16 protein-coding genes are annotated in these 22,336 nt (G+C 64.5%); 10 read left to right on the top strand and 6 right to left on the bottom strand.

Features of this window, described 5'->3' with window-relative positions:
- The first annotated feature begins 75 nt into the window (after nt 1-75).
- The 7 genes from HMPREF2550_RS02700 (at nt 76) to HMPREF2550_RS02670 (ending at nt 12,896) form a co-directional block, all read left to right on the top strand.
- Nucleotides 76-1,086, top strand: coding sequence for an alpha/beta hydrolase (locus HMPREF2550_RS02700; RefSeq protein ID WP_070762269.1), 1,011 nt, complete (start codon nt 76-78; stop codon nt 1,084-1,086).
- A 250-nt stretch (nt 1,087-1,336) separates the two neighbouring features.
- Complete coding sequence (locus HMPREF2550_RS02695) at nt 1,337-3,304, top strand: alpha/beta hydrolase-fold protein (protein WP_070789610.1); 1,968 nt, start codon at nt 1,337-1,339, stop codon at nt 3,302-3,304.
- Complete coding sequence (locus HMPREF2550_RS02690; protein WP_070789543.1) at nt 3,301-3,774, top strand: DUF732 domain-containing protein; 474 nt, start codon at nt 3,301-3,303, stop codon at nt 3,772-3,774. Before HMPREF2550_RS02695 ends, HMPREF2550_RS02690 begins: the two co-directional genes overlap by 4 nt.
- Before the next feature lie 12 nt (nt 3,775-3,786).
- Complete coding sequence (locus HMPREF2550_RS02685; protein ID WP_070762271.1) at nt 3,787-4,740, top strand: cutinase family protein; 954 nt, start codon at nt 3,787-3,789, stop codon at nt 4,738-4,740.
- A 30-nt stretch (nt 4,741-4,770) separates the two neighbouring features.
- Nucleotides 4,771-6,606, top strand: a complete 1,836-nt coding sequence (locus tag HMPREF2550_RS02680) for a FadD32-like long-chain-fatty-acid--AMP ligase (RefSeq protein WP_070762272.1) — start codon at nt 4,771-4,773, stop codon at nt 6,604-6,606.
- A 25-nt stretch (nt 6,607-6,631) separates the two neighbouring features.
- Complete coding sequence (pks13, locus tag HMPREF2550_RS02675; protein ID WP_070789541.1) at nt 6,632-11,371, top strand: polyketide synthase Pks13; 4,740 nt, start codon at nt 6,632-6,634, stop codon at nt 11,369-11,371.
- The gene (locus HMPREF2550_RS02670; RefSeq protein ID WP_083319744.1) at nt 11,355-12,896 is read left to right on the top strand and encodes an acyl-CoA carboxylase subunit beta; all 1,542 of its coding nucleotides are present in this window, start codon (nt 11,355-11,357) and stop codon (nt 12,894-12,896) included. Before pks13 ends, HMPREF2550_RS02670 begins: the two co-directional genes overlap by 17 nt.
- A 185-nt stretch (nt 12,897-13,081) precedes the next feature.
- On the opposite strand, the gene HMPREF2550_RS02665 is transcribed toward HMPREF2550_RS02670, so the two are convergent.
- On the bottom strand, nt 13,082-13,435 hold the full coding sequence (locus tag HMPREF2550_RS02665) for a DUF3054 domain-containing protein (protein WP_246819728.1): 354 nt from the start codon (nt 13,433-13,435) through the stop codon (nt 13,082-13,084).
- A 1,324-nt stretch (nt 13,436-14,759) separates the two neighbouring features.
- On the opposite strand from HMPREF2550_RS02665, the gene HMPREF2550_RS12005 reads away from it, so the two are divergent.
- A complete protein-coding gene (locus HMPREF2550_RS12005) occupies nt 14,760-15,104 on the top strand; it encodes a serine integrase family protein (protein WP_141760496.1) in 345 nt (114 codons plus the stop codon).
- The gene (locus HMPREF2550_RS12610; RefSeq protein WP_366105919.1) at nt 15,101-15,223 is read left to right on the top strand and encodes a hypothetical protein; all 123 of its coding nucleotides are present in this window, start codon (nt 15,101-15,103) and stop codon (nt 15,221-15,223) included. Before HMPREF2550_RS12005 ends, HMPREF2550_RS12610 begins: the two co-directional genes overlap by 4 nt.
- A 144-nt stretch (nt 15,224-15,367) precedes the next feature.
- On the opposite strand, the gene HMPREF2550_RS02655 is transcribed toward HMPREF2550_RS12610, so the two are convergent.
- Complete coding sequence (locus HMPREF2550_RS02655; RefSeq protein WP_141760495.1) at nt 15,368-16,318, bottom strand: GIY-YIG nuclease family protein; 951 nt, start codon at nt 16,316-16,318, stop codon at nt 15,368-15,370.
- 59 nt (nt 16,319-16,377) lie between these two features.
- Between HMPREF2550_RS02655 and HMPREF2550_RS12605 the strand changes: the two genes are divergently transcribed.
- On the top strand, nt 16,378-16,602 hold the full coding sequence (locus HMPREF2550_RS12605; RefSeq protein WP_371441163.1) for a BRO-N domain-containing protein: 225 nt from the start codon (nt 16,378-16,380) through the stop codon (nt 16,600-16,602).
- Between the two features lie 762 nt (nt 16,603-17,364).
- On the opposite strand, the gene HMPREF2550_RS02650 is transcribed toward HMPREF2550_RS12605, so the two are convergent.
- From HMPREF2550_RS02650 to trmB, 4 genes are read right to left on the bottom strand one after another with little or no spacing between them, the layout of a single operon-like run.
- A complete protein-coding gene (locus tag HMPREF2550_RS02650) occupies nt 17,365-18,405 on the bottom strand; it encodes a lysylphosphatidylglycerol synthase transmembrane domain-containing protein (protein WP_070789536.1) in 1,041 nt (346 codons plus the stop codon).
- Complete coding sequence (locus HMPREF2550_RS02645; RefSeq protein ID WP_070789534.1) at nt 18,395-20,725, bottom strand: MMPL family transporter; 2,331 nt, start codon at nt 20,723-20,725, stop codon at nt 18,395-18,397. The genes HMPREF2550_RS02650 and HMPREF2550_RS02645 overlap by 11 nt, the downstream gene beginning before the upstream one ends.
- A gap of 12 nt (nt 20,726-20,737) precedes the next feature.
- Nucleotides 20,738-21,409 carry an NYN domain-containing protein gene (locus HMPREF2550_RS02640; protein ID WP_070789532.1) on the bottom strand — a complete coding sequence of 224 codons (672 nt, stop codon included), beginning with the start codon at nt 21,407-21,409 and terminating at the stop codon, nt 20,738-20,740.
- Nucleotides 21,410-21,412: 3 nt separating this feature from the next.
- Nucleotides 21,413-22,192, bottom strand: coding sequence for a tRNA (guanosine(46)-N7)-methyltransferase TrmB (gene trmB, locus HMPREF2550_RS02635; protein WP_070789529.1), 780 nt, complete (start codon nt 22,190-22,192; stop codon nt 21,413-21,415).
- Nucleotides 22,193-22,336 lie beyond the last annotated feature (144 nt).

The following is a 22,336-nucleotide window of genomic DNA, read 5'->3' as shown; positions in this document are numbered from 1 at the left end:
ATGGCCCTTCCCATCTCGACTTGGTAACGTTGCTGTAACCAAAAGCTGAGAATCAACATCGACGTTGGGAGAGTCATGTCCGCATCCAAAACGAAGCGGAGCCTGCTCGCGCTGCTCATGGCGCTGCTCACCGCGATCACCACGGTGGTCGCGGCACCGCAGGCGCAGGCAGGCAACCGTGACTGGTTGCGCCCGGATTCCACCGGCCACTGCGAGTGGGATCGGGTGAAGTACTGGGTGCAGCGATGCACCGTGTGGTCGCCCGCGATGGGCCGCCACATCACTGTGCAGATCCAGCCCGCCCAGCGCGGCGGCAACGCTGGCCTGTACCTGCTCGACGGCCTGCGCGCCACCGAGCGCACCAACGCCTGGGTCAATGACGTCAACGCGGCTCGCCTGTTCAAGGACAACAACATCACGCTGGTCATGCCGGTGGGCGGCCAGTCCTCCTTCTACACGGACTGGAACGCGCCGGCCACGTACGACTTCAACCACCCGGTGACCTACAAGTGGGACACCTTCCTGTCGAAGGAGCTGCCGGCCTACCTGCAGCGCCACTTCGGCGTCTCGCCCACCAATAACTCGATCGTGGGCCTGTCCATGGGTGGCACCGCCGCGATCAACCTGGCTGCGCTGCACCCGCAGCAGTTCCGCCAGACCCTGTCGTTCTCCGGGTACCTCACCACCACGATCCCGGGTGGGCAGACCGCCCTGCGCATCGCGCTTCTCGACGGCGGCCTGTACAACCTCAACGCGATGTGGGGCTCCATCTTCAACCCGCGTCGTTACGAGAACGACCCGTTCCTGAACATGGGCAACCTGCGCGGGCGCGACGTCTACGTCTCCGCGGGTAGCGGTACGCCTGGCCCGGCTGATGCGAAGTACAAGCCGGAGCACCGCGCCGCCGGTATCGCGCTCGAGCAGGTCGCCAGCTTCACTACGCGCCTGTGGAGCGCGAAGGCGAACGTGACCGGTGTGAAGCACACGGCCGTGTTCACGCCGACCGGTCTGCACAACTGGGACCAGTTCGGCTCCCAGCTGGTGGCAACCAAGCCGCGCATCCTGAATGTGATGAACGCCTGGTAGTCTGCAGCACTTTCTGTCAGCCCCGTTCCCGCCTGCCGCGGGGGCGGGGTCTTTTGCGTGTGTAGGCGTAAAAACAAATGTCCCGGAAGTTCCCGGCGTGTCACCGTGTAAAGTCTCAAGTGAAACTTAACCTTTGGGTTATTGCAGCGTCGCCGAACTGGCTTATGCCGGGGGAGGGGAACCCCCGGACTGGCCGAGCGGGCGGCGCGATGCTCACATGACCGTTTTTAAGATGAGGCAGGACACCTTCATGCGCGAACACCGTTCCCCCAAGATGTGGCAGCGTGCCGCCCGCGCGGCGGCAGTGCCGACCGCGATGCTCATGATCGCATCGACGCTCCCCGCCGTCGCACCGCAGGCGCAAGCACAGCTGAGCAGCAGCGGCAGCAGCGGTAGCAGCACCTTCGGCGATTCCCGCGGCCTGTCGGACGCGATCCGTCCGAAGGATCCGCCGAAGCGCACCCCGATCGAGGTGGATGAGCACCCGGAGATCCCGGGCCTGCCCGATGGCGTGAGCGTGGACCGCATCGAGTGGCTGACCAACCGCCGCGTCGCCGTCTTTATCAAGTCCGCCGCGATGCCGGATGAGCTGGTGCAGGTGCAGATCCTCCTGGCCCGCGACTGGCACTCCAACCCCGAGGCGAAGTTCCCGGAGGTGTGGGCGCTTGACGGTCTGCGTGCCCGCGACGACGAGAACGGCTGGACCATCGAGACCAACATCGAGCAGTTCTACGCGGACAAGAACGTCAACGTGATCCTGCCGGTGGGCGGCGAGTCCTCCTTCTACTCGGATTGGCAGCGCCCGAACAACGGCAAGCACTACAAGTGGGAGACCTTCCTGACCAAGGAGCTCGTGCCGATTCTGCACAACCGCTTCCGCTCCAACGGCAAGCGCGCGCTGACCGGCATCTCTATGGGTGGCACCGCCGCGGTCAACCTGGCGGAGCGCAACCCGCACCTGTTCAACTTTGTCGGCTCGTTCTCCGGCTACCTGGACACCACCACTACTGGCATGCCGACCGCGATCAAGGCGGCACAGCTGGACGCGGGTGGCTACGACGCCGAGGCGATGTGGGGCCCGCTGGGCTCGCAGGACTGGATCGACCACGACCCGAAGCTGGGCATTGAGAACCTGGAGGGCATGACCGTTTATGTCTCCTCCGGCTCGGGCCGCGACGACTTTGGCAAGCCGGAGTCGGTGGCCAAGGGTGCTGCAAACCCGGCTGGTGTGGGCCTGGAGGTCATCTCTCGCCTGTCCACCCAGACCTTCGTGGACTACGCGAGCCGCACCAACATCAAGCCGATTGTGAAGTTCCGCCCCTCGGGCGTGCACTCCTGGGAGTACTGGCAGTTCGAGATGACGCAGGCGTGGCCGTACATCGCCAACTCGCTCGAGGTGGCTGAGGCGGATCGCGGCGCGGACTGCACCCCGGTCGGCGCGATCGCTGAGGTGACCAAGTCGGGCGTCATCGGCACGTGTGTGAACAACGAGTACGACGCGGGCAAGGACAAGAAGGGTAAGGCTCAGGACTTCCGCGGCGGCACCGCCTTCTGGTCGCCGGACACCGGCGCGCACGCGCTCTTCGGTGCGATCCTGGCCAAGTACTCCGGCCTGGGCGGTGCCCAGGGCTGGCTCGGCTTCCCCACCACGGGTGAGATCACCGCGCCGGACGGCAAGGGCCGCTTCGTGCACTTCGAGCACGGCTCCATCTACTGGACCGCGGACACGGGTGCCTACGCCATCCCGGGCGACATGTTCAAGGCCTGGGGCAAGAACGGCTACGAGACCGGTGACCTGAAGTACCCGGTCGCGGAGGCCACCAAGGTGGGCAACGGCTACGTCCAGCAGTTCCAGGGCGGCTACCTCACCCGCAACCCGGACGGCTCGCACCACATCGTGCACGGCGCGATTGGCAAGAAGTACGGGGAGCTGGGCACCGCTACCTCGGCGCTGGGCTACCCGACCGGTGGCGAGATTGCCATCAAGGGCGGCTTCTTCCAGCCGTTTGAGAAGGGCAACATCTACTTCTCCGCTGGCACCGGCGCGCACGTGATCTACTACGGCGACATCTTCGACGAGTGGGGCAAGCGCGGTTACGAGCAGGGCGAGCTGGGCTGGCCGGTCAGCGACATGAAGGACATCCGCGCGGGCGGTCTCACCATTGACTTCCAGCACGGCACCCTGGAGCAGGTCAATGGCGTGGTGGTGAAGCGATGAAGCGCCTTACAGGTCTCATCTGCTTGACGACGCTCGCGTGTACCCTCACCGCCTGCTCCGGCTCCACCACCGTCGAGGGCGACGACGTCACGCCGACGGAGTCGGTGACATCGGAGGCGTCGGCGGCGAAGGACACGGAGGCGTCGACAAGCGAGGCCACGCGCAGCTCCGCACCGCCGGCGAACACTGGCCCGCGCGACCAGCCCGCGCAAGAGGTGTCGGTCGCGCCGGAGCAGTCCTCGGGCTTTAGTCCGGAGGAGGAAGCGTACTTGCAGCAGCTCAGCGAGCGCGGGCTGAACATTGAGGGAGTTGAGGATCAACTCACAGCGACGGGGCGTACCGTATGCGCGGACGATACTGTCACGCGCGACGCGGTCGCAGGCCAGCTCGTGGAGCAGCGGCGAACCGATATGGACGCCGCGACCCTGGGCACGCTGATTGCGGATACCGCGCGCGCGAACCTCTGTTAAGAAAGGGTTTCCATGCGCAAAGGGCGCAACGCGTTTATTGTTGCTGCCGTGCTCGTCGTCCTTGGGGTGATCGGGCTGGGCATTTACCAGTGGCAGACTGCACAGGATTCTGGCCCCTCGCTTTCCCCGGTCCCGGGGCAAGATGAGGGGGCGGAGACGAGCGCGCAGGCACCGGCCGAGCCGGATTGGTGCCCGGCGGTGGAGTTTGTCTCGGTGCCGGGGACCTGGGAGTCCGCGGTGGACGATGACCCGTTCAATCCGCAGGCGAATCCGAAGAGCTTCATGCTCTCTATTACGCAGCCGCTGCAGCAGGCCTACGACATCAACCACGTGCGAGTCTTTACCGTGCCGTACACCGCGCAGTTTCGGAATATTCAGACGGAGCGCGGGCGTCGCGAGATGACTTACGACGCTTCGCGCGCGGAGGGCAAGGCCAAGCTCAACGGGGAGCTCGCGCACGTGGCGAAGACGTGCCCGAGCACGAAGTTCATCATCGCCGGCTTTAGCCAGGGCGCGGTGATCGTCGGCGATGTGGCCAACGAGATCGGTACCGGCGCGAACGCCGTGCCGCCGGAGCGCCTTTTAGGCGCGGTGATGATTGCTGACGGGCGCCGCGAGAACGGCGTCGGCGTCAACCCGGGCGTGCCGCTGCAGGGCGTGGGCGCGGAGATCGCGCTGCAACCGCTGCAGTTTGTGGTGGACGGGGCGACGCCGGGCGCGACGATGACGGGGGCGCGACCGGGCGGTTTCGGCGAGGTTGCGGACCGCGCCTTTGAGATCTGCGCGCCTGCAGATGCGGTGTGCGATGCACCCTCGCGGGTGGGCAATGCCTTGGAGCGTGCGCAAGAGCTAGTAATGGCGAACGGGAATCATGCGATGTATGCCACAAACCCGGATGTGATTCCGGGTACGACTACTCCACAGTGGACGGTGGAGTGGGCACGCACTACTATAGATTCTTTGTAGGAACTAACTAGTTTAGAAGGAACCCACCTCATGGATCTCCAAGCAATCATCGCCCGCTTCCTTGACGAGAAGGGCCAGATCGCCCTGCCGCCCAACTTCACCATCCCCGCCATGACGGAGATGCTCTACGGTGCCGCCGTCCAGGCGGGCCAGGCAGACGCGGTGAACATCCGTTTCTGGGACTACTCCGAGTCCGCAGAGGGCGAGACGGTGGAGTACACCCGCCGCCAGGTCAACACCCGCATCAAGGCGATCGCAGCGCGTCTGATGCAGGTGGGCAAGCCCGGTGATCGCGTGGCCATCCTGGCAGGCAACTCGCCGGAGTACATCCTGGGCTTCATGGCCGGCATGTACGCGGGCCAGGTTCCCATCCCGCTGTACGACCCGAACGAGCCCGGCCATGAGGATCACCTGCGCGCCGTGCTCTACGACTCGGGCGCGACCACGGTGCTGACCAACAAGAAGGGCGCGCCTGCCGTGCGCGCCTACTTCGCCGACGTGCCGTCCGCTGAGCGCCCCCGCGTCATCGCGGTGGACGCGCTGCCGGACACGCTCGCCGAAAGCTGGGCACCGCTCGAGGTCGCCCCGGGCACCGATACCTCGAAGAACACCGCGTTTCTGCAGTACACCTCCGGTTCTACCCGCACGCCTGCGGGCGTGGAGCTGACCAACGAGTCCATCGTCTCCAACGTCATCCAGATCTACGCGGGCGTGGGCGTACACCAGCCGATGCGCCTGGTGTCCTGGCTGCCGCTGCACCACGACATGGGCATCGTGGTGAGCACGCTGCTGATCATCCTGGGCAACGAGATGGAGATCTTCACCCCGCAGGCCTTCGTGCAGCAGCCGAAGCGCTGGGTCGAGCGCCTCTCCCGCCGCGAGGGCGACCCGGAGGACATGCACGTCTACACCGTGGTCCCGAATTTCGCGCTCGACATGGCGGCACGCTACGCCGCGCCGGGCCCGGACATGCCGGACTACGACTTCTCCCAGCTCGAGTGCATCATCATCGGCTCCGAGCCGGTGACCAAGCCGGGCGTGGACGCCTTCTTTGACGCCTTCGGCGAGCACGGCCTGCGTCGCGAGGTGCTGCGCCCCTCCTACGGCCTGGCCGAGGCCACCCTGATCGTGACCACCCCGCAGGCCGGTAAGAGCGCCGAGATCCCGCGCTTTGCCACCTTCGACCGCGAGGAGCTCGCCGCGGGCAAGGCCACCCCGGTTGCCGAGGGCAAGGGCGTGGAGTTCGCCGCCAACGGCCAGCCGGTCAACTGGATGCACTTTGCCATCGTCGACCCGGAGACCAAGGACGAGGTGGCCGAGAACAACGTCGGCGAGATCTGGGTCCACGGCCCGAACGTCGCTGGCGGCTACCTCGAGCGCAAGGAGGAGACCGCCGACACCTTCTCCAACACCATCGGTACCACGCTCCAGGAGGGGCTGCCGAAGGACGGCTGGCTCAACACCGGCGACTTGGGCGTGCTTGTCGACGGCGAGCTGTTCATCACCGGCCGCGTGAAGGATCTCGTGGTCATTGCCGGGCGCAACCACTACCCGCAGGACATTGAGGCCACCGTCATGGAGTCCTCCGACCAGGTGCGCAAGGACTCCGTCGCCGCCTTCTCCATCCCGGGCGAGGACGTGGAGCGCCTGATCATTCTGGTCGAGCGCGGCGACACCGCCGACGAGGCCGACGACGCCGCTGCGGTGGACGCAATCCGCGCCGCCGTGTCCAGCCACCATGGCATTTCTCCGGACGTGGTGGAGTTCTTCGCGCCGAACGAGATCGCCCGTTCCTCCTCCGGCAAGATCGCCCGCCGCGTGAACGCGAAACGCTACCAGGAGCGTGCTAACGAAAACGCGCAGTAGGGCGATAGTCTTGGATGTTATGAAAATGTCTGAGACTGAATTGATCCGCTGGCTGAGCCAGTGGGTGGCCGAGACCACCGACGTTGCCAGCGCCGAAGAGGTCGATCCGGCCCGCTCGCTTGAGTCCTACGGGTTGTCGTCTCGAGACGCCGTGGTGCTTTCCGGCGAGCTCGAGCGCACGCTCGGCCGCCGCGTCGATCCCACGATTGCCTACCAACACCCGACGATCCTGGCGCTGGCCAAGGCGCTCACGCAGGCCCCGGTTTCCGGGGGCGCGAAGGTGGGGACGACGGGGCGTCGAGAAGCATTGGCTCCGGCCGAGCGCGACATCGCGATCGTGGGCTCCGCCGGCCGCTTCCCGGGTGCGAAGGATCAGGCGGCCTTCTGGCAGCTGCTTCTCGACGGGCACGTGTCCACCGGGCCGCTCCCCGAGGGCAGGTGGAGCGAGTACTCGGGTGATCCGTACCTGCGCACGAAGATGGCGGAGGAGGCCACCGACGGCGGCTACCTCGACGACATCTCCACCTTTGATAACGAGTTCTTTGGTCTCTCCCCGCTGGAAGCCACCAACATGGACCCGCAGCAGCGCATCATGCTCGAGGTGGCGTGGGAGGCGCTGGAGGACGCGCACATCCCGGCGGACTCGCTGCGCGGCACGCCGGTTGGTGTGTTCGTGGGTTCCTCGGCCAATGACTACGGCATGCTCATGGGCGCGGACCCGGCGCAGGCGCACCCGTATGCGCTGACCGGTGCGGCGAGCTCGATCATTCCGAATCGCATTTCTTATGCCTTTGACTTCCGCGGGCCGTCAATGAACGTGGATACCGCCTGCTCGTCCTCGCTGGTGTCGGTGCACCACGCGGTGCGCGCGCTGCGCGACGGCGAGGCGGACCTGGCCCTGGCCGGTGGCGTGAACATCCTGGCCAACCCCTTTGCTTCGCTGATGTTCTCCGAGCTGGGCGTGATTAGCCCGACCGGGCGCATTCATGCGTTTTCCGACGATGCAGACGGCATCGTCCGCTCCGAGGCCGCAGGCTTCGTCGTGCTCAAGCGCGTCGCCGACGCGATGGCTGATGGTGACGAGATCCTGGCCGTGATTAAGGGCTCGGCAACCAACTCCGACGGGCACTCCAACGGCCTGACCGCCCCGAACCCGGACGCGCAGGTGGACGTGCTGCGCCGCGCGTACGCGGACGCGGGTATCGACCCGCACGACGTGGACCTGGTCGAGGCGCACGGTACCGGCACCATTCTGGGTGACCCGATTGAGGCGACCGCGCTCGGCGAGGTGCTCGGCCGCGGCCGCGACGCCTCCGAGCCGCTGCTGCTGGGCTCGGCGAAGTCGAGCATCGGTCACTCCGAGTCCGCCGCCGGCGTGGTGGCGATGATCAAGGTGATCGAGGCACTCAAGCACGACATCGTGCCCGCCAGCGCGAACTTCACGGCCCCGAACCACTTCGTGGACTTTGACGCTGAGCGCATTGAGGTCGTCGCCGATCCGCGCGAGTGGCCGCGCTACTCGGGCCGCCGCGTCGCCGGGTTGTCCGGCTTCGGTTTCGGCGGTACGAACGCGCACGTGGTCGTCGCCGACTTTGACGCGGCTGACTACGAGGCGGCACCTGCTGCCGACGACGCTTTCGTGGTTGGCGCCTCCGAGCAGGTCGCCCTGCCGGTCTCGGGGCTTCTGCCTTCGCGCCGCAAGGAGGCGGCAGCACAGCTCGCCGACTATCTGGAAGCCAACCCGGGCAAGGAGCTCGCACCGCTGGCACGTTCCTTGGCCAAGCGCAACCACGGCCGCTCTGCTGCTGTCGTGCAGGCAACCACCGTCGAGGAGGCGATCAAGCGCCTGCGCCTGGTTGCCGACGGCAAGGTGGGCCCTGGCGTGTCCGTCGCGGACGCGCCCGGCGCGACCGGCCCGGTGTTTGTGTACTCCGGTTTCGGCTCGCAGCACCGCAAAATGGCAAAGCGCCTGTTGGACGTGTCCCCGCTGTTCGCCGCCCGCATGCGCGAGTTGGATGAGCACGTCCGCTACGAGGCCGGCTGGTCCATGCTGGACATCATCACCGACGACGGCCAGACCTACGACACGGAGACCGGCCAGGTCACCATCACTGCGATCCAGATCGCGCAGACTGACCTGCTCGCCTCGGTAGGGATCACCCCGGCGGCGACGATGGGCATGTCCATGGGCGAGATCGCCGCAGGCTATGCCGCGGGCGGTTTGACCGCCAAGGACGCGATGCTGATCGCCTGCCAGCGCGCCCGCCTGATGGGCGAGGGCGAGGCCATGATCGCCGGTACCGACGAGGAAGGTGCCATGGCGGTCGTCGAGCTCTCGCGCGAACAGCTCGCCGAGTTCATCGAGGCTCACCCGGAGGCAGCGGGCGTGGAACCCGCCGTCTACGCAGGCCCCGGCATGACCACGGTCGGCGGCCCGGGCAAGGCGGTCGACTACATCGTGGAGGCGTTGACCGCGGAGGAGAAGTTCGCCCGCAAGCTCAACGTGCGCGGCGCGGGTCACACCTCCGCGCTGGACCCGATCCTGGGCGACCTGGCCGCCAGCATCGCAGGCATCGAGGCCCGCCCGCTGCGCGTGCCGCTGTTTAGCTCGGTGGATCGCGGCGAGGTCTACCCCGCCGGTGCGGTTGTGCACGACGAGGAGTACTTCCTGCGCATGACCCGCCAGCCGGTCTACTTCCAGGACGCCACCGAGGCCGCGTTCGCCGCGGGCCACACCACGCTGGTGGAGGTCGCCCCGAACCCGGTCGCGGTCATGGGCATGATGAACACCGCCTTCTCCGTGGGCAAGCCGGACGCGCAGCTGCTGTTTACCGCCAAGCGCAAGGTGGACGAAGTCGGCTCGCTCATCGACTTGGCCGCCAAGCTCTACGTCGGCGGCATGCCGGTCGACTTCGCCCCCTTGTACGGGCCGGGCCCGCGTATCGACGCCCCGCGCACCGTCTTCCACGCCAACTCCTACTGGACCGCGGCTCGCCCCTCCTCGGCCGCGACCTCGCTGCTGGGCTCGCGGGTGAACCTGCCGGGCGGGCAGGTGGCTTTTGCCACCCAGGCGGACCAGGTCTTTAGCCCCTACCAGCTCATCGAGGCCGCGGCCGCGGAGGTGCTGCCGAACTCGCGCGTTGTGGCCAGCGAGGAGCACGGCTACCTGCCTGCCGACGGCGAAGTGACCACCGTGGTTAGGCGCAGCCTCGGCGGCGCGAGCGTCGAGGTCTACCACGAGGACACCCTGCTCGCCGAGGGCTTCGTCACCACGCTCGACCTGGGCGGCGACGGGCACCTCGCGGGCGTTGCCGCGCCTGAGCCTGCAGCTGCCCCCGCGGTAGTCGCAGCGCCCAGCACCGAGGGCGTGGACGAAGTGCGCTGGGACCCGGCCTCCGGCGAGACGGTCGCGCAGCGCCTGCGCGGCATCGTCACCGAGTCCATGGGCTACGACCCGGACGACCTGCCCGACGAGCTGCCCCTGATCGACCTGGGGCTGGATTCGCTGATGGGCATGCGCATTAAGAACCGCGTGGAAAATGACTTCCAGATCCCGCCGCTGCAGGTGCAGACGCTTCGCGACGCCTCCGTCGCCGACGTCATCCGCATCGTCGAAGACGCCGTCGCGGGCCGCGAAAGCGCTGCGCCTGAGGCGTCGGAACCGGCAGCCGCTGAGCCCGCTGAGCCCGGCCAGGGCGTCGGCGTCGCCCCGCGCGATGCTTCCGAGCGCCTTGTCTTTGGCACGTGGGCGAAGTACGCGGGGAAGGCTGCGGCTGGTGTGACATCAACGTTGGCGTCGATAAGCGAGGCCCAGGCGGAAGAGATTGCGGCGCACCTTTCTGAGCGCTCCGGCATCGAGGTTTCGGCTGCGCAGGTTCTCGAGGCGGAGACGCTCGAGCCGCTGGCGAACCTCGTGCGCGAAGGGCTCGAGACCGAGGTGGAGGGCAATATTCGCGTCTTCCGCGACGGCTCGGACGAGGTCAACCCGGTCTTCGTGTTCCACCCGGCGGGTGGGTCTTCGAGCGTGTACGCGCCGCTGGCCCGCCGCCTGAAGGAGAACGTTCCGGTCTACGGCGTGGAGCGTCGCGAAGGCTCGCTCAAGGAGCGCGCCGCGGCGTACGTGGAGGACATCGAAAAGCTGGCAAAGGGCCGCAAGGTCGTGCTCGCCGGCTGGTCCTTCGGCGGCGCGCTGGCCTACGAGGTGGCGCACCAGCTGGGCAATGACAAGATCGACTTCATCGCGCTGCTGGATACGACGCAGCCGAGCGAGCCGATTCCGGACACGCCGGAAGAGACGAAGGCGCGTTGGGGCCGCTACGCTGCGTTTGCCAAGGAGACGTACGGGCTGGACTTCGAGGTGCCGTACGAGCTGCTCGAAACCGCTGGTGAGGACGCGCTGCTGGAGATGCTCACGCAGTTCCTCGCCACTACCGACGCCTCCGAACACGGCCTGGCCGCCGGTGTGCTCGAGCACCAGCGCGCCTCCTTTGTGGACAACCAGATCCTCAACCACCTGGACTTCACCCAGTGGGCCGAGGTCAACGTGCCAGTGCTGCTGTTCCGCGCGGAGCGGATGCACGACGGCGCGATCGCGCTGGAGCCGAACTACGCGCACATTGACGAGGACGGCGGCTGGGGCGCTATCGTGAAGGATCTGACGATCGTGCACTTGCCCGGCGACCACCTCGCCGTAGTGGACGAGCCCGCGGTGGGGATCGTGGGCAAGCACATGAATGATTGGATTGAGGATGACAACCGCCGATAAGCTTGCAGACCTGCGCGCCCGGCTGGAAAAGGCCCAGGACCCCGGCTCGGAGCGCTCCCGGAAACGCCGCGACGACGCGGGGCGCACCACGCCGCGCGAACGCATTGCCGCGCTGCTCGACGAGGGCTCCTTCGTAGAGATCGGGGCGCTCGCGCGCACGCCCGGTGACGAGAAGGCCGTCTACTCGGACGGCGTGGTCACCGGCTACGGGCGTATCGACGACCGCCCGGTGGCCATCTACGCCCACGATAAGACCGTCTACGGCGGTTCCGTCGGCGTGACCTTTGGCCGCAAGGTGGTCGAGGTGATGGAGTTCGCCATCAAAATCGGCTGCCCGGTCATCGGTATCCAAGACTCGGGCGGTGCCCGCATCCAGGACGCGGTGACCTCGCTGGCCATGTACTCCGAGATCGCGCGCCGCCAGCTGCCGCTGTCCGGCCGCAGCCCACAGATTTCGATCATGCTGGGCAAGTCCGCTGGTGGTGCGGTCTACGCCCCGGTGACCACCGACTTCGTGGTCGCCGTCGACGGCGAGTCCGAGATGTACGTGACCGGCCCGAACGTGATTCGGGAGGTCACCGGCGAGGACATCACGTCTGCCGAGCTGGGCGGGGCGCGTGTGCAGGAGCAGTCGGGCAACATCCAGGCGGTGGTGGCTTCCGAGGAGGAGGCCTTCGACTACGTTCGCGACCTGCTTTCTCACCTGCCGACCTCAGCCTTCGACCCGGCCCCGCTCGTCGAGGCACCGGAGGACGAGGAGCTCGACGACAGCGCGCTGGACACCTTCATGCCGGACGACACGAACGCCGGCTACGACATGATGGACTTGCTGGTCCAGCTTGGCGACGACGAGGACCTCATCGAGATCCAAGCCAACTACGCCGAAAACCTCATCTGTGCCTTCGGGCGCATCGACGGCCGCCCCGTCGGCTTTGTGGCCAACAACCCGATGTACCAGGCCGGCTGCATCGATGCGGACGCCGCCGATAAGGGCGCGCGCTTCATCCGCACCTGCGATGCCTACAACATCCCCATCGTCTACGTCGTGGACACGCCCGGCTACCTGCCCGGTGTGGCGCAGGAGCGCGAGGGTCTGATCCACCGCGGCGCGAAGTTCGCCTTCGCGGGTGTGGAGGCCACCGTGCCGAAGGTCGCGCTGATTGTGCGCAAGGCCTACGGCGGCGCCTACGCCGTGATGGGTTCGAAGAACCTATGCGGCGACATCAACCTGGCGTGGCCCACCGCCCAGATCGCAGTGATGGGTTCGTCTGCCGCCGTGGTGATGATCCAGGGCAAGCAGCTCGCAGCCATCGAGGACCCCGTCCAGCGCGAGGCGATGAAGAAGATGTTCATGGACTTCTACGACGAGAACATGACCTCGCCGTACGTGGCCGCGGAGCGCGGGTACATTGACCAGATGATCGAGCCGAACGAGACACGCATCGCTTTGCGACGTGCCCTACACCAGCTTTCCACCAAGCAAGCGCAGGACCTGCCGAAGAAGCACACGATCAGCCCGCTGTAACACTTTCGTGACATAGCCGATAGGCTATGCGTACGTTGATCACGCAAGAAAGGTAGCGCGAATAATGTTGTCTTCCACCCTCGATATCGTCGGTGACCTGCTGAGCATGCTGGTCTGGTTTGTCAACGGTATCCAGACCGGCGACCCGCTGTACAACTTCGGTATTCGCTTCTAGCTCCGCTTTGCTAGCTGCGCTTGCTCACCAGCTTGGCGATACCGCGCCAGCCAAGCATGAGCAGCGCCGACATCGTGGTCGCCACGATAATGAAGGACCAGTGGGGGATCGACTGGTTCCGAATACCCCAGATCACCAGGCCCGTGATGACGGTGATCGGCCAAATGATGCCGCCCTTGTTATCGCGGGCAATCAGCCACCCCAACGTCACGCCGAGCGCGAAGGGCCACAGCGTAGACAGCCAGCCCGTGAAGTTAAAGGGCATCTCCTCGGTCTGGTGCGCAGCGCGCGCGAGCAGCGCAAACACCGCGATAGCGACGTAGTCAGCGGCGATTGCGTAGGGCTTAGAAATCGTTTTCTTCATGCCGCCATGCTAGCAAGCGGCTGGTTGTACAGCGTCTTGTCAGACTCATCCCGTAGGGGCGGAAGTAATGCCTGTCGACGTGCTACCGCCCGGCCGGCTCGCCGCAGAGGCAACGGCACAGCTCACACTCGGTGGTAGCTTGGTTATCGGAGGGGCAGCCGCGACCTATATTGGAACTGCCATGGCAATAGATCTCTGCTTGCAAGGTTAACTGCGGCCCGCTCAACTAAGCACTACTGATCCCAGCTAGGAGGTGTTGAAGATGAATGTTTCAGAACGTGTAGGGCTCGGTGCTGGCGTCATCGCTATCGTGCTCTCGCTGCTGAGCGTGCTCTTGGCAATCTCTCGGGGCACAGGCGAGGTTACGGTTATCGCGGCTGCTGGAACTGTCGCCGTAATCGGAGCAATGTGCATCTACTGGAGCCTCAGCTCAGGACGCAATAGCAAGGACTAAGCGCTCCGCCCATTCAGGGCCTTGGCCGGGAACCGCTCTGGTCAGGGCGCTCTTCGCTTGGAAATCCCAATTAAACGGGAATGATCAACGCCACGAACTCGAAAGCAACAGGTAGGACGATAGATTCCACTGCAACTCAGCTTCGTCATTAATCACCGGGACATCCCGGCATCCCTGCCCACTATCGAGCTGATCCATTCCGCTCGCTCGGGCGCAAGATTGCGACCGGCTATTTGGTAGCAGTGGCGTGACCATCTGGTAGCACTTCAGTGAGTATCTGGTAGCAGCTCAGGGCGCTCGGGATGATACTTCCGGTAGCCGCACCACTTGGGTGCGGCGCGTGCTGGAAGGAGTCCGCTGATGACGGATTACCGTGCGGTGATGACGCTGCTGATTAGGAAGCGTTCTTACCGCCAGATTGAAGACCAGCTCGGGTGCTCGCAACAATAAAACTATGGATACAATGCAAAAGATTAAGAACAGTACCCTAGCCGTGCTATCAGTTTTCGCGATAGCACTAATCGTTTTATGGGCAACCCACTCGATAGGGTTTGGACTATTGGCCACATCTCTAGTCCTCCTAGTTTTTCTTTCCGTGGGGATAAGGATATGGGCGGAGAACTCTCGTCCATCAGAAGCAACTGACTCCATGCCCCCCTCCGAGCACCTTTGAAGTCTTATGTTCGGACACCTGCAGAGCAGGGGTTCACCCCAGAGTTACCCGCCTAACCCGATTACCACCTGAGCAGGTTCAGCATGTTGCTCATCAAACAAGCACCCTAACCTCATACAACACAGACGGGCTAGTCTTTCCCTCTGGGAATTTGCGAAAAGGGAATCAGCTCATTGTTATGGGCATGGATCGTTCTCTTGGTGATTGCCAACGTGATCGCTGATGTTGCCGAAGGCAAGCTCGAGACACTTACAGAGCGTGTGACCGCGGGCAAACGCGCGGTGCGTAAAGCTGGCAGGTTTCAGGGTGGGGTTGCGCCTTTCGGGTATAAGAGTGCTGAACGCGAGGGCGGTGGGCGCGAGCTAGTCAAAGATCCGGAGCAGCAAGAGGTACTCCAGTGGATTTTCCAGCAGACCTTACTTAACCGACCGATGCCTCACATCGCCAGAGATCTCAATAATGGTGAGGTGCAAGCATTCGCAAGGAATTCAAGGAAAAGAAAACTCAGGGTTGGCACGCAACGACGATCCAGTCGATCTTGAATAACAAGGTGTACCTGGGTTGGACGATGTACCAGGGCAAGCCTGTCCTCGATGACAACGGTGAGCCTGTAAAGCGGTGCGAGCCGTCTATCACGGTTGAGGACTACAACCGAATCTAAGAGTTGTGGTCGGCCAGAACTCAAGCTCCGGCGAAAATCTCTCCGCTTCAAGGCGTCATCGTGCGCTGGGAGTGCAGACGTCGAAGAAAATCTCGCGGTACGGGAAATAGCGTGTGTATCTCACTCGCAGCAGGTCGTGTGGCCTTAGCAAGAATAAGGCCAGTAACGGAGGGGCGCCATATCACCCTTCTTCTTCTCTGGGATGCGGTGACCGTATGGGCCAACAACCTCGTCGTACAGGTCGGGTAGTGTGTCATCGTCACGGGTGACAGGCTCAAATTGGAATCCGCGACGGCCGCCCTGCTCTTCCCAAGTACCGGGGAGGATCCTGAACACTGCTCGAGTCACACCCCTGTGCACCGCGACGGCGTACTCGATATTGTTGCGCTCGACCCTCGCCAGATCGATTCTCCACCATGCACAAACCGAGCGTCCGATTTCCTCAAAGTGCTGCTCTCTAACAGAACTTGTCAACCACTCACGCTTGTACCCGTACCCGTCTCGCGTTTCTTCACCCGGGATAGGTTCTTCAGGCTTATCGATCCAACCTTTAAGCGTGATCAGCAGCATCGGAACTTCCGTTAGGGTGAGTTCAGGCGCGGCTTTCTCGGCGACGAGGTCGTTCAAGAGCATAATCCCATGCCCTTTTGAAGATTCACGACGAGCGTTAGTCAGCTGATCCATAAAGCTTTCGGGTACCGGTTCGCGTTTGGATCGGACTTCGAGAGGGAATGAGTGGAGGAGATCGATAGCAGCTGCTTCTACAGCGGTGTATTCCCTTTTAGTCGTCATCCCGTGCCGCAAGATCCAAACCTCGTGCTTTAAACTTGACGCCCAAATCTCCCGGATTCTCTCGATCTTCTCGCTCATTTCGGGATCGTTCTCTTCGGGCGCGTCCCCTGATGCAGCGTCAGCCTCATCATCGTGCGAGGAAAACCGCAAACCTTGCCCTTTACCCACGTAGAACGGCAACCCGTTACGAGGATCGACAAGCATGTATACGTACAGTCCAAGTTCGCTAGACACCTGCTGAAGCACTGCTTTGCTTAGTCCTTCGGGGGCGAGGTCGTTAGGCGTGAGGGAGTGCTCATTCATGCTACGAATAATATATTCATCGAAGGGACGACCAGCTGTTTGGCTTTGGCGGGCATAACGTGCGCGTGGTGCTGGATGAACGTAAAGAGCCTTGGTTTGTTCTTAAGGATGTGTGCGAGGTTCTGGAGCTTCAAGCTCCTCAAATAGTGGCAGATCGACTAGAAGAACATGACCGAAGTAGTACTTCGGTCATCGACAGTTTGGGTAGGTCACAACAGGTTACAACGGTGAACGAGTCCGGTCTGTACGACGGAATCTTCCAGTCTCGCACGGCGGGCCGATAACGGCCCACGCGCGCCAGCACCCCGGCGCATGGCCGAGCCGGAAGCTAAGCGGTTCCGACGCTAGGTTACGAACGAGCGAAATTTAGGTGCCCGACGGGAGCGGGGGTGCTCGACCGCCGAGCCTAGCCTGAGGGGGATTCAGGCTGTTTCCAGTATCTTATGCCAGTTCGATGGCGCAACCCATGGAAACGACACCCAACTGTGGCTATTAAATCCATCACAAGCACAGTTTGACTTCTCTGATTGTGGATGCTGGAAGTGCCGTCGCTCGCTCGTTGGTGCCTGTGTCTGCGTCAGCTCCCGCTTGGAAGGGACAGTCTGGAGACCTGCTCGCGAAATGCAACGCTGTCGCGATACCGGACCGCCAACTCTACGGTGGCTCCGTCCGAGGACCCTCGCAGCGTTCTAAGCTGCCAGGAGGTGCACCAAACCGCTACCGAATGATCACGGGCACTGCTGCCGAATAGCCGGTTGCAACAGCGCGACCACCGAACCCACTAAGGAGACCTCACCACGCGCAAGGCCTCTGCCCCAGTAGATCCGGACGACAACAAATTCATATGCCCGAGCCGCTACAGTCGGTTCGGCTCCGGTGACGGTGGCGGTACCAACTACTCGGAACAGGGCAGTACCGAGTCTTCGGAACACCGGTACCAAAAACCTGCATCTGACACACCGGCACCAGAAACACGCATCTGACACTCGAAGACTACGGCGACAACTTCGCCGACAAACATGTGACAACAACGAATGCGAAAACTGTCACTGCTCGCCGGAGTCAGACCCCGACCGCGACGGTGCGCCCAGCATGTAACCGCGCCCGGCGTAGCAGATCACGTGGACGACCCAGCCGATTGCGGTGATGAGTACGAACGAGATGATGCGGTAGATGAGGGTGGCGGCGGTGGCGTCGATAAGCGTCATGCCCGCGGCAACGAGCGAGGCGGCAGCGGCGGCCTCGACGGTGCCCACACCACCCGGGGTGACTTGGGCGGCGCCGGCGAGCTTGGTCATGATGAACGCGAGCGTGACCCCCATGAGCGAGGCTTCGTTGAGTCCGGGCTGCATGCCTGGCGGCGTGCCGAGGACGGCCCAGACGCAGAAGAAGAGCACGACCAAGTCGAGGAGTCGGTTGCACAGGGAAAAGAATGCAGCGGCCGCGAACTGGCCGGTGCTCATGCGGATCTGTGAGACCTGCTGGATCACGTTCGTGACCCGGTCGCGCACACTCGTCGGCAGGTAGCGGGCCCAGCGTGTGAGGATGTCGGGGTTGCGCGTGGCCCAGAACATTCCGGCGACGACCGCGAGGGTGAGCGCAAGCGTGCTTACCAGCGTCGTCACGGAGAGTGAAGCGCCGAGGAAGACAACGGCGACCAGGCCGATCAGCACCATCCATACCGTGGACAGAGCCCCGGAGATGACGAAGAACCAGCCGCACAGGCCGGTTGATGCGCCCCAGCTGCGCTGCACTCGGTAGGTCAGCCACGCCGAGAGCGCGGGCCCGCCGGGCACGGAGGTCGACCATGCGTTGGAACCGAGCGTGAGTGCGACGGTGCGCTTGAAGTCGGTGCGCGGGGCGTCCACGTTGAGCAGGATTTTCATCACCGCTGCCATGGCGAAAATCGCGCCGAAGGCGCCGATAACTGCGCCGACAAGCGGGCCGGGTGAGGTGGCGACGGCGCGGCGCAGGGCCACGAACGCCTCGCTGAGGAAGCCGAGCTCGCTGCGGAACACCACCGCCAGCACCGCGAGCAGCGCCACGGGTGCGAGCCAGCGCAGCCACCGGGCGAGGTTACTGCTCAAGCTCGCGCTTCCTCATGTACTCGAGTGCGCGCCGCTCCTCCAGCTGGCGCATGAGCTCGTCGAAGGGGACCAGGTCGCGGTTCTCGGCAACGGTGACGCCGGAGCGGGCCGGCTGCGTATCGACGACCGCGTCCCCGACCGCCATCTCGCCGCCGCGCGCTTCGGCGTGAGCACTAGCCGCCGCAGGCGCAGGCTGAGTGCCGCGCCCCTCACCAAGCGACTCGTAGGCGCGCCTGACCCAGCGGGGTGCCCACCAGTTGTCCTCACGCAGCAGGTGCATCACGGCGGGGACGAGCAGGAGGCGGATGATCGTGGCGTCGAGAGCCAGCGAGAAGATCATGCCGAAGGCGATGTACTTCATCATCACGATGTCGCTCATCGCGAACGCGGCCGCGACGACGATCATGATGGCGGCGGCAGCGGTGATGATGCCGCCGGTGTGCGCGGTGCCGTCCTTGATCGCCTCGTCTGTCGACGCCCCGTTGTGGCGCGCCTCCACCATGCGCGAGACCAAAAAGACCTCGTAGTCCGTGGACAGGCCGTAGAGGATCGCCACGATAAGCACGAGCACCGGGCTCATCAGCGGGCCGGCGGTGAAGTTGAGCAGGCCGGAACCAACACCGTCCACGAAGACAAGAGTGAGGAAACCCAAGGTCGCGCCGATGCCCAGCACGTTCATGATCACGGCCTTCGCGGGCAAGATAAGCGAGCCGAAAAGCAGCGCCATGAGCAGGAAGGTGGCGAGCACCATGTAGAGCGCCATCCAGGGCAGTCGCTCGAGTAGCGCCTCGATGGACTCGACCTCCATGGCCGGAGTGCCGGCGACGTAGGTCTCCACGCCTTCCGGAGTCTCGATGGCGCGCAGTGCGTCGACGACCTCCTGGCCGCCGTTGCGGTCCGCGAGCGGGGCGGACAGGATCGTCGTCCCGTCCTGCGTCGGGTGCGAAGGCTTAAGCGGGCTGGCAAGGCCTTCGACGTTGCGGGCCTGCATGACGACGTCGACAAGCTGCTCATTCGATGCGCCGGTGACCACGAGCTTGACGGGGTCGGTGCGGAAGGCGGGGAAGGCCTCGTTGAACTCGTCCTGGGCCTGGCGGGTCTCCTGCGTGGGTGGCAGGTAGGACTCGTTGATGCCGCCGAAGGTGATGCCGGTGGCGGGGACGGTGATGAGGATGAGCAGGGCGGTGACACCCACGACCATCTTCTTTGCGTTGCGCATCGCCCAGGCGGGGATGCGGTACCACACGGTGTCTTCGAGGCGGCGTGCCTTGCGGCTGGTGCGGCGCACCGACCACATGTCGATGCGGGGGCCCAGCATGCCGAACAAGGCGGGCAGCACCGCGACGGAGATCACCGCGGCGAGCACGACAGCGCTGATCGCGCCGTAGGCCACCGACTTCAAAAACGCCTGCGGGAACATGAGCAGGCCGGACAGGGCCACGCCCACCATCAGCGCGGAGAAGAACACGGTCTTGCCCGCTGTCGTGGTGGTCACGGCGACGGCTTCGCGCGTGTCCAGGCCGCGGTCGAGCTCCTCGCGGAAGCGGGAGACCATAAACAGGCCGTAGTCGATGGCCAGACCCAGGCCTAGCAGGGTGATCACGGACTGGGAGAAGATGTTGACCTGCTGGAACTGCGCCAGGATCGACAGCAGCGACAGGGAACCCAGGATGGACAGGATGCCCACGATCAGCGGCATCGCCGCGGCGATCACGCCGCCGAAGACGAACAACAAGATCAAGGCAACGAAGATGAGGCCGACTTTTTCGGCGCGGGCGATGTCGTCAGCCATGCCGTCGTCAAGCGCATCGGCGACGGCGGTCGCGCCCGCGATCTGCACCTTCGCGTCGCCTGGCAGCTCCATGGCGCGCAGGTCCGCCTCGATCGTGCGGAAATCCTTCAGCGTCTGCTCGCCGTCGCCTTTGAGCCCGATTGCGGCGAAGGCCTGGGTGCCATCCGGGCTGATCTGCTGCTGGTTCGGCTTGGCAAAGTAGCTGGTCACGTGATCGATCTGCGAAGGATACTTCTCCTGCAGCGCACCGATCTGCTCGTTCGCGGCGCGCATCACTTCCTCGTCCTGCACCCCGTTCGGCGCAGTGACCAGCACGATCACATCACCCGCATTATCGCGGCCGAAGGTGTCCTGCTCAATTGTGGCCGCGGCCGTGGAGTCTGCGCCGGGATCCTCCCAGCCCTCCTGCGAGAGGCGCTCGCCCAGCTTCGAGCCGAAGAGCACCTGCATGACCAGGATGATCGCAATGACCACCAGCGGGATGATCCGGCGGTAGCGGTATGCCGCGTGGCCCCACTTGTAAAACACTGTGTTGGCTCCCTAGTCCTTGTTCTGCAGCAGCGCGGACAGCGGACGGAAGGGCTGCATCCAGGCACCGCCCTCGGGCAGCTGGTCCAGGTTGATGCGCGGCAGCGGCTCGCGGAACACACCCGGGATGTCCTCGAGGTCCACAAAATCGATGGTCTCGGACTGCACCGCCCAGGCCGCGTGTTCGTGGAAGCCGAGGACTGTGACCGGGATGCCGGCGTCGGCAAGCTGCTCGATCGGCTCCTGGAAGTTCTGCCCGTCCGCGGAGGCGACGACCACACCGCGCAGCACGCCTTCCTCTTGGCGGCGGCGGATGTGATCCAGCATGTCCTGGTCCACATCCGAGTCCTCGTCCACCTTCGGCTTGGCAAAGACTGCGAAACCGACGTTGCGCAGCGCCTCAACCCAGGGGCGCACGGCGTCCGCGCTGGCGGGGGAGACGTTAGTGAAGACGGTGGCCTCCGGCTCGACTTCGGAGCCGACGGCGGCGGAGCGCTCCTGCGCCAGCTCGATCAGCCAACGGCCGATGGCGTCGAAGCGCGGCCGGTAAGCGGCGGTGGGGCGGCTACCCAGGATGGCACCAAGGCCCATGTCCAGGTTGGGCGCGTCCCACACGAGGAGGTAAGACTCGGGGCCGGCGGGTGCGCCGGGGGTGTACGGGTGCGACTTGTCCTGCAAAACCATGCCTTACTTCTTCTCCCAGAGGTATTCGCGGATCACGTGATCCTTGTTGAGGCCCTTGCCCTCAAACTTAGTAATGACCTGGCGGTCCGTCAGGAGCGGGGCCTCCGCCCACGGCCAGCCCTTGAACTCCAGCATGGGCTCGACATCGACCAGCTCGTCGATCCACTCGGCGTAGTCCGCGTGGTCCGTAGCCACGTGCAGCACCCCACCCGGCTTGAGGCGGGTAGCGATGAGGTTAAGCGTGCCGGACTGGATGATGCGGCGCTTGTGGTGGCGGGCCTTGGGCCAGGGGTCGGGGAAGAAGATGCGCACGCCGTCCAGCGATTCCTCGCCGAACATGCGGGCCAGCACCTCCACACCGTCGCCGCGCACCATGCGCACGTTCTCGATCCCGCCGCGCACAACTGCGCCGAGCAGCTTGGCCAGCCCCGGCTTGTACAGCTCCACGGCGATGATGTTGGTGTCTGCCTCCAGCGGCGCCATCGCTGCGGTGGAGGTGCCGGTGCCCGAGCCGATCTCCAGGATCGTGGGGTGGCCGCTGCGGCCGAACCACGCGTCGACGTCGATATGCTCGTCAGTCTCGTTGGTCAGCACCTTGCCCAGGCGCGGCCAGTGCTCGTTGAACAGGGCCTCTTGGTTGTCGGTGAGCGTGCCGCGGCGGAAGGTCACCGAGCCGAGGCGCGGGTAGTCAAGGCCGGTGCCAAAATCGGTTTGCAGCGGCCGCCCGGCGGGCAGCTCGCCAGTCCCCTCGCGGGGAGTTTGAGAAAAATCAGGAGTATTCATTGTCATTATTGTCCACATGACGTGCGCGGATGCAAGTTTGGGCAGTGCTTATCGACGCCCCCTTGCCCCCCACCTTTGGGGGTAGCGTGCGGTCATGTCGGGCAGGGATTTCCGTTTGACCCCACGGTTGACCCCCATTTTCCC

Origin of the sequence: Corynebacterium sp. HMSC074A01 (assembly GCF_001831515.1) — a bacterium.
Lineage (GTDB): Bacteria > Actinomycetota > Actinomycetes > Mycobacteriales > Mycobacteriaceae > Corynebacterium.
This window is presented reverse-complemented; position numbering and strand designations above follow the sequence as displayed.

Coding starts and splice junctions, on each gene's coding strand:
- HMPREF2550_RS02700 (WP_070762269.1), top strand. CDS start 76: ATGTCCGCATCCAAAACGAAGCGGAGCCTGCTCGCGCTGCTCATGGCG.
- HMPREF2550_RS02695 (WP_070789610.1), top strand. CDS start 1,337: ATGCGCGAACACCGTTCCCCCAAGATGTGGCAGCGTGCCGCCCGCGCG.
- HMPREF2550_RS02690 (WP_070789543.1), top strand. CDS start 3,301: ATGAAGCGCCTTACAGGTCTCATCTGCTTGACGACGCTCGCGTGTACC.
- HMPREF2550_RS02685 (WP_070762271.1), top strand. CDS start 3,787: ATGCGCAAAGGGCGCAACGCGTTTATTGTTGCTGCCGTGCTCGTCGTC.
- HMPREF2550_RS02680 (WP_070762272.1), top strand. CDS start 4,771: ATGGATCTCCAAGCAATCATCGCCCGCTTCCTTGACGAGAAGGGCCAG.
- pks13 (WP_070789541.1), top strand. CDS start 6,632: ATGTCTGAGACTGAATTGATCCGCTGGCTGAGCCAGTGGGTGGCCGAG.
- HMPREF2550_RS02670 (WP_083319744.1), top strand. CDS start 11,355: ATGACAACCGCCGATAAGCTTGCAGACCTGCGCGCCCGGCTGGAAAAG.
- HMPREF2550_RS02665 (WP_246819728.1), bottom strand. CDS start 13,435: ATGAAGAAAACGATTTCTAAGCCCTACGCAATCGCCGCTGACTACGTC.
- HMPREF2550_RS02655 (WP_141760495.1), bottom strand. CDS start 16,318: ATGAATGAGCACTCCCTCACGCCTAACGACCTCGCCCCCGAAGGACTA.
- HMPREF2550_RS02640 (WP_070789532.1), bottom strand. CDS start 21,409: ATGGTTTTGCAGGACAAGTCGCACCCGTACACCCCCGGCGCACCCGCC.
- trmB (WP_070789529.1), bottom strand. CDS start 22,192: ATGAATACTCCTGATTTTTCTCAAACTCCCCGCGAGGGGACTGGCGAG.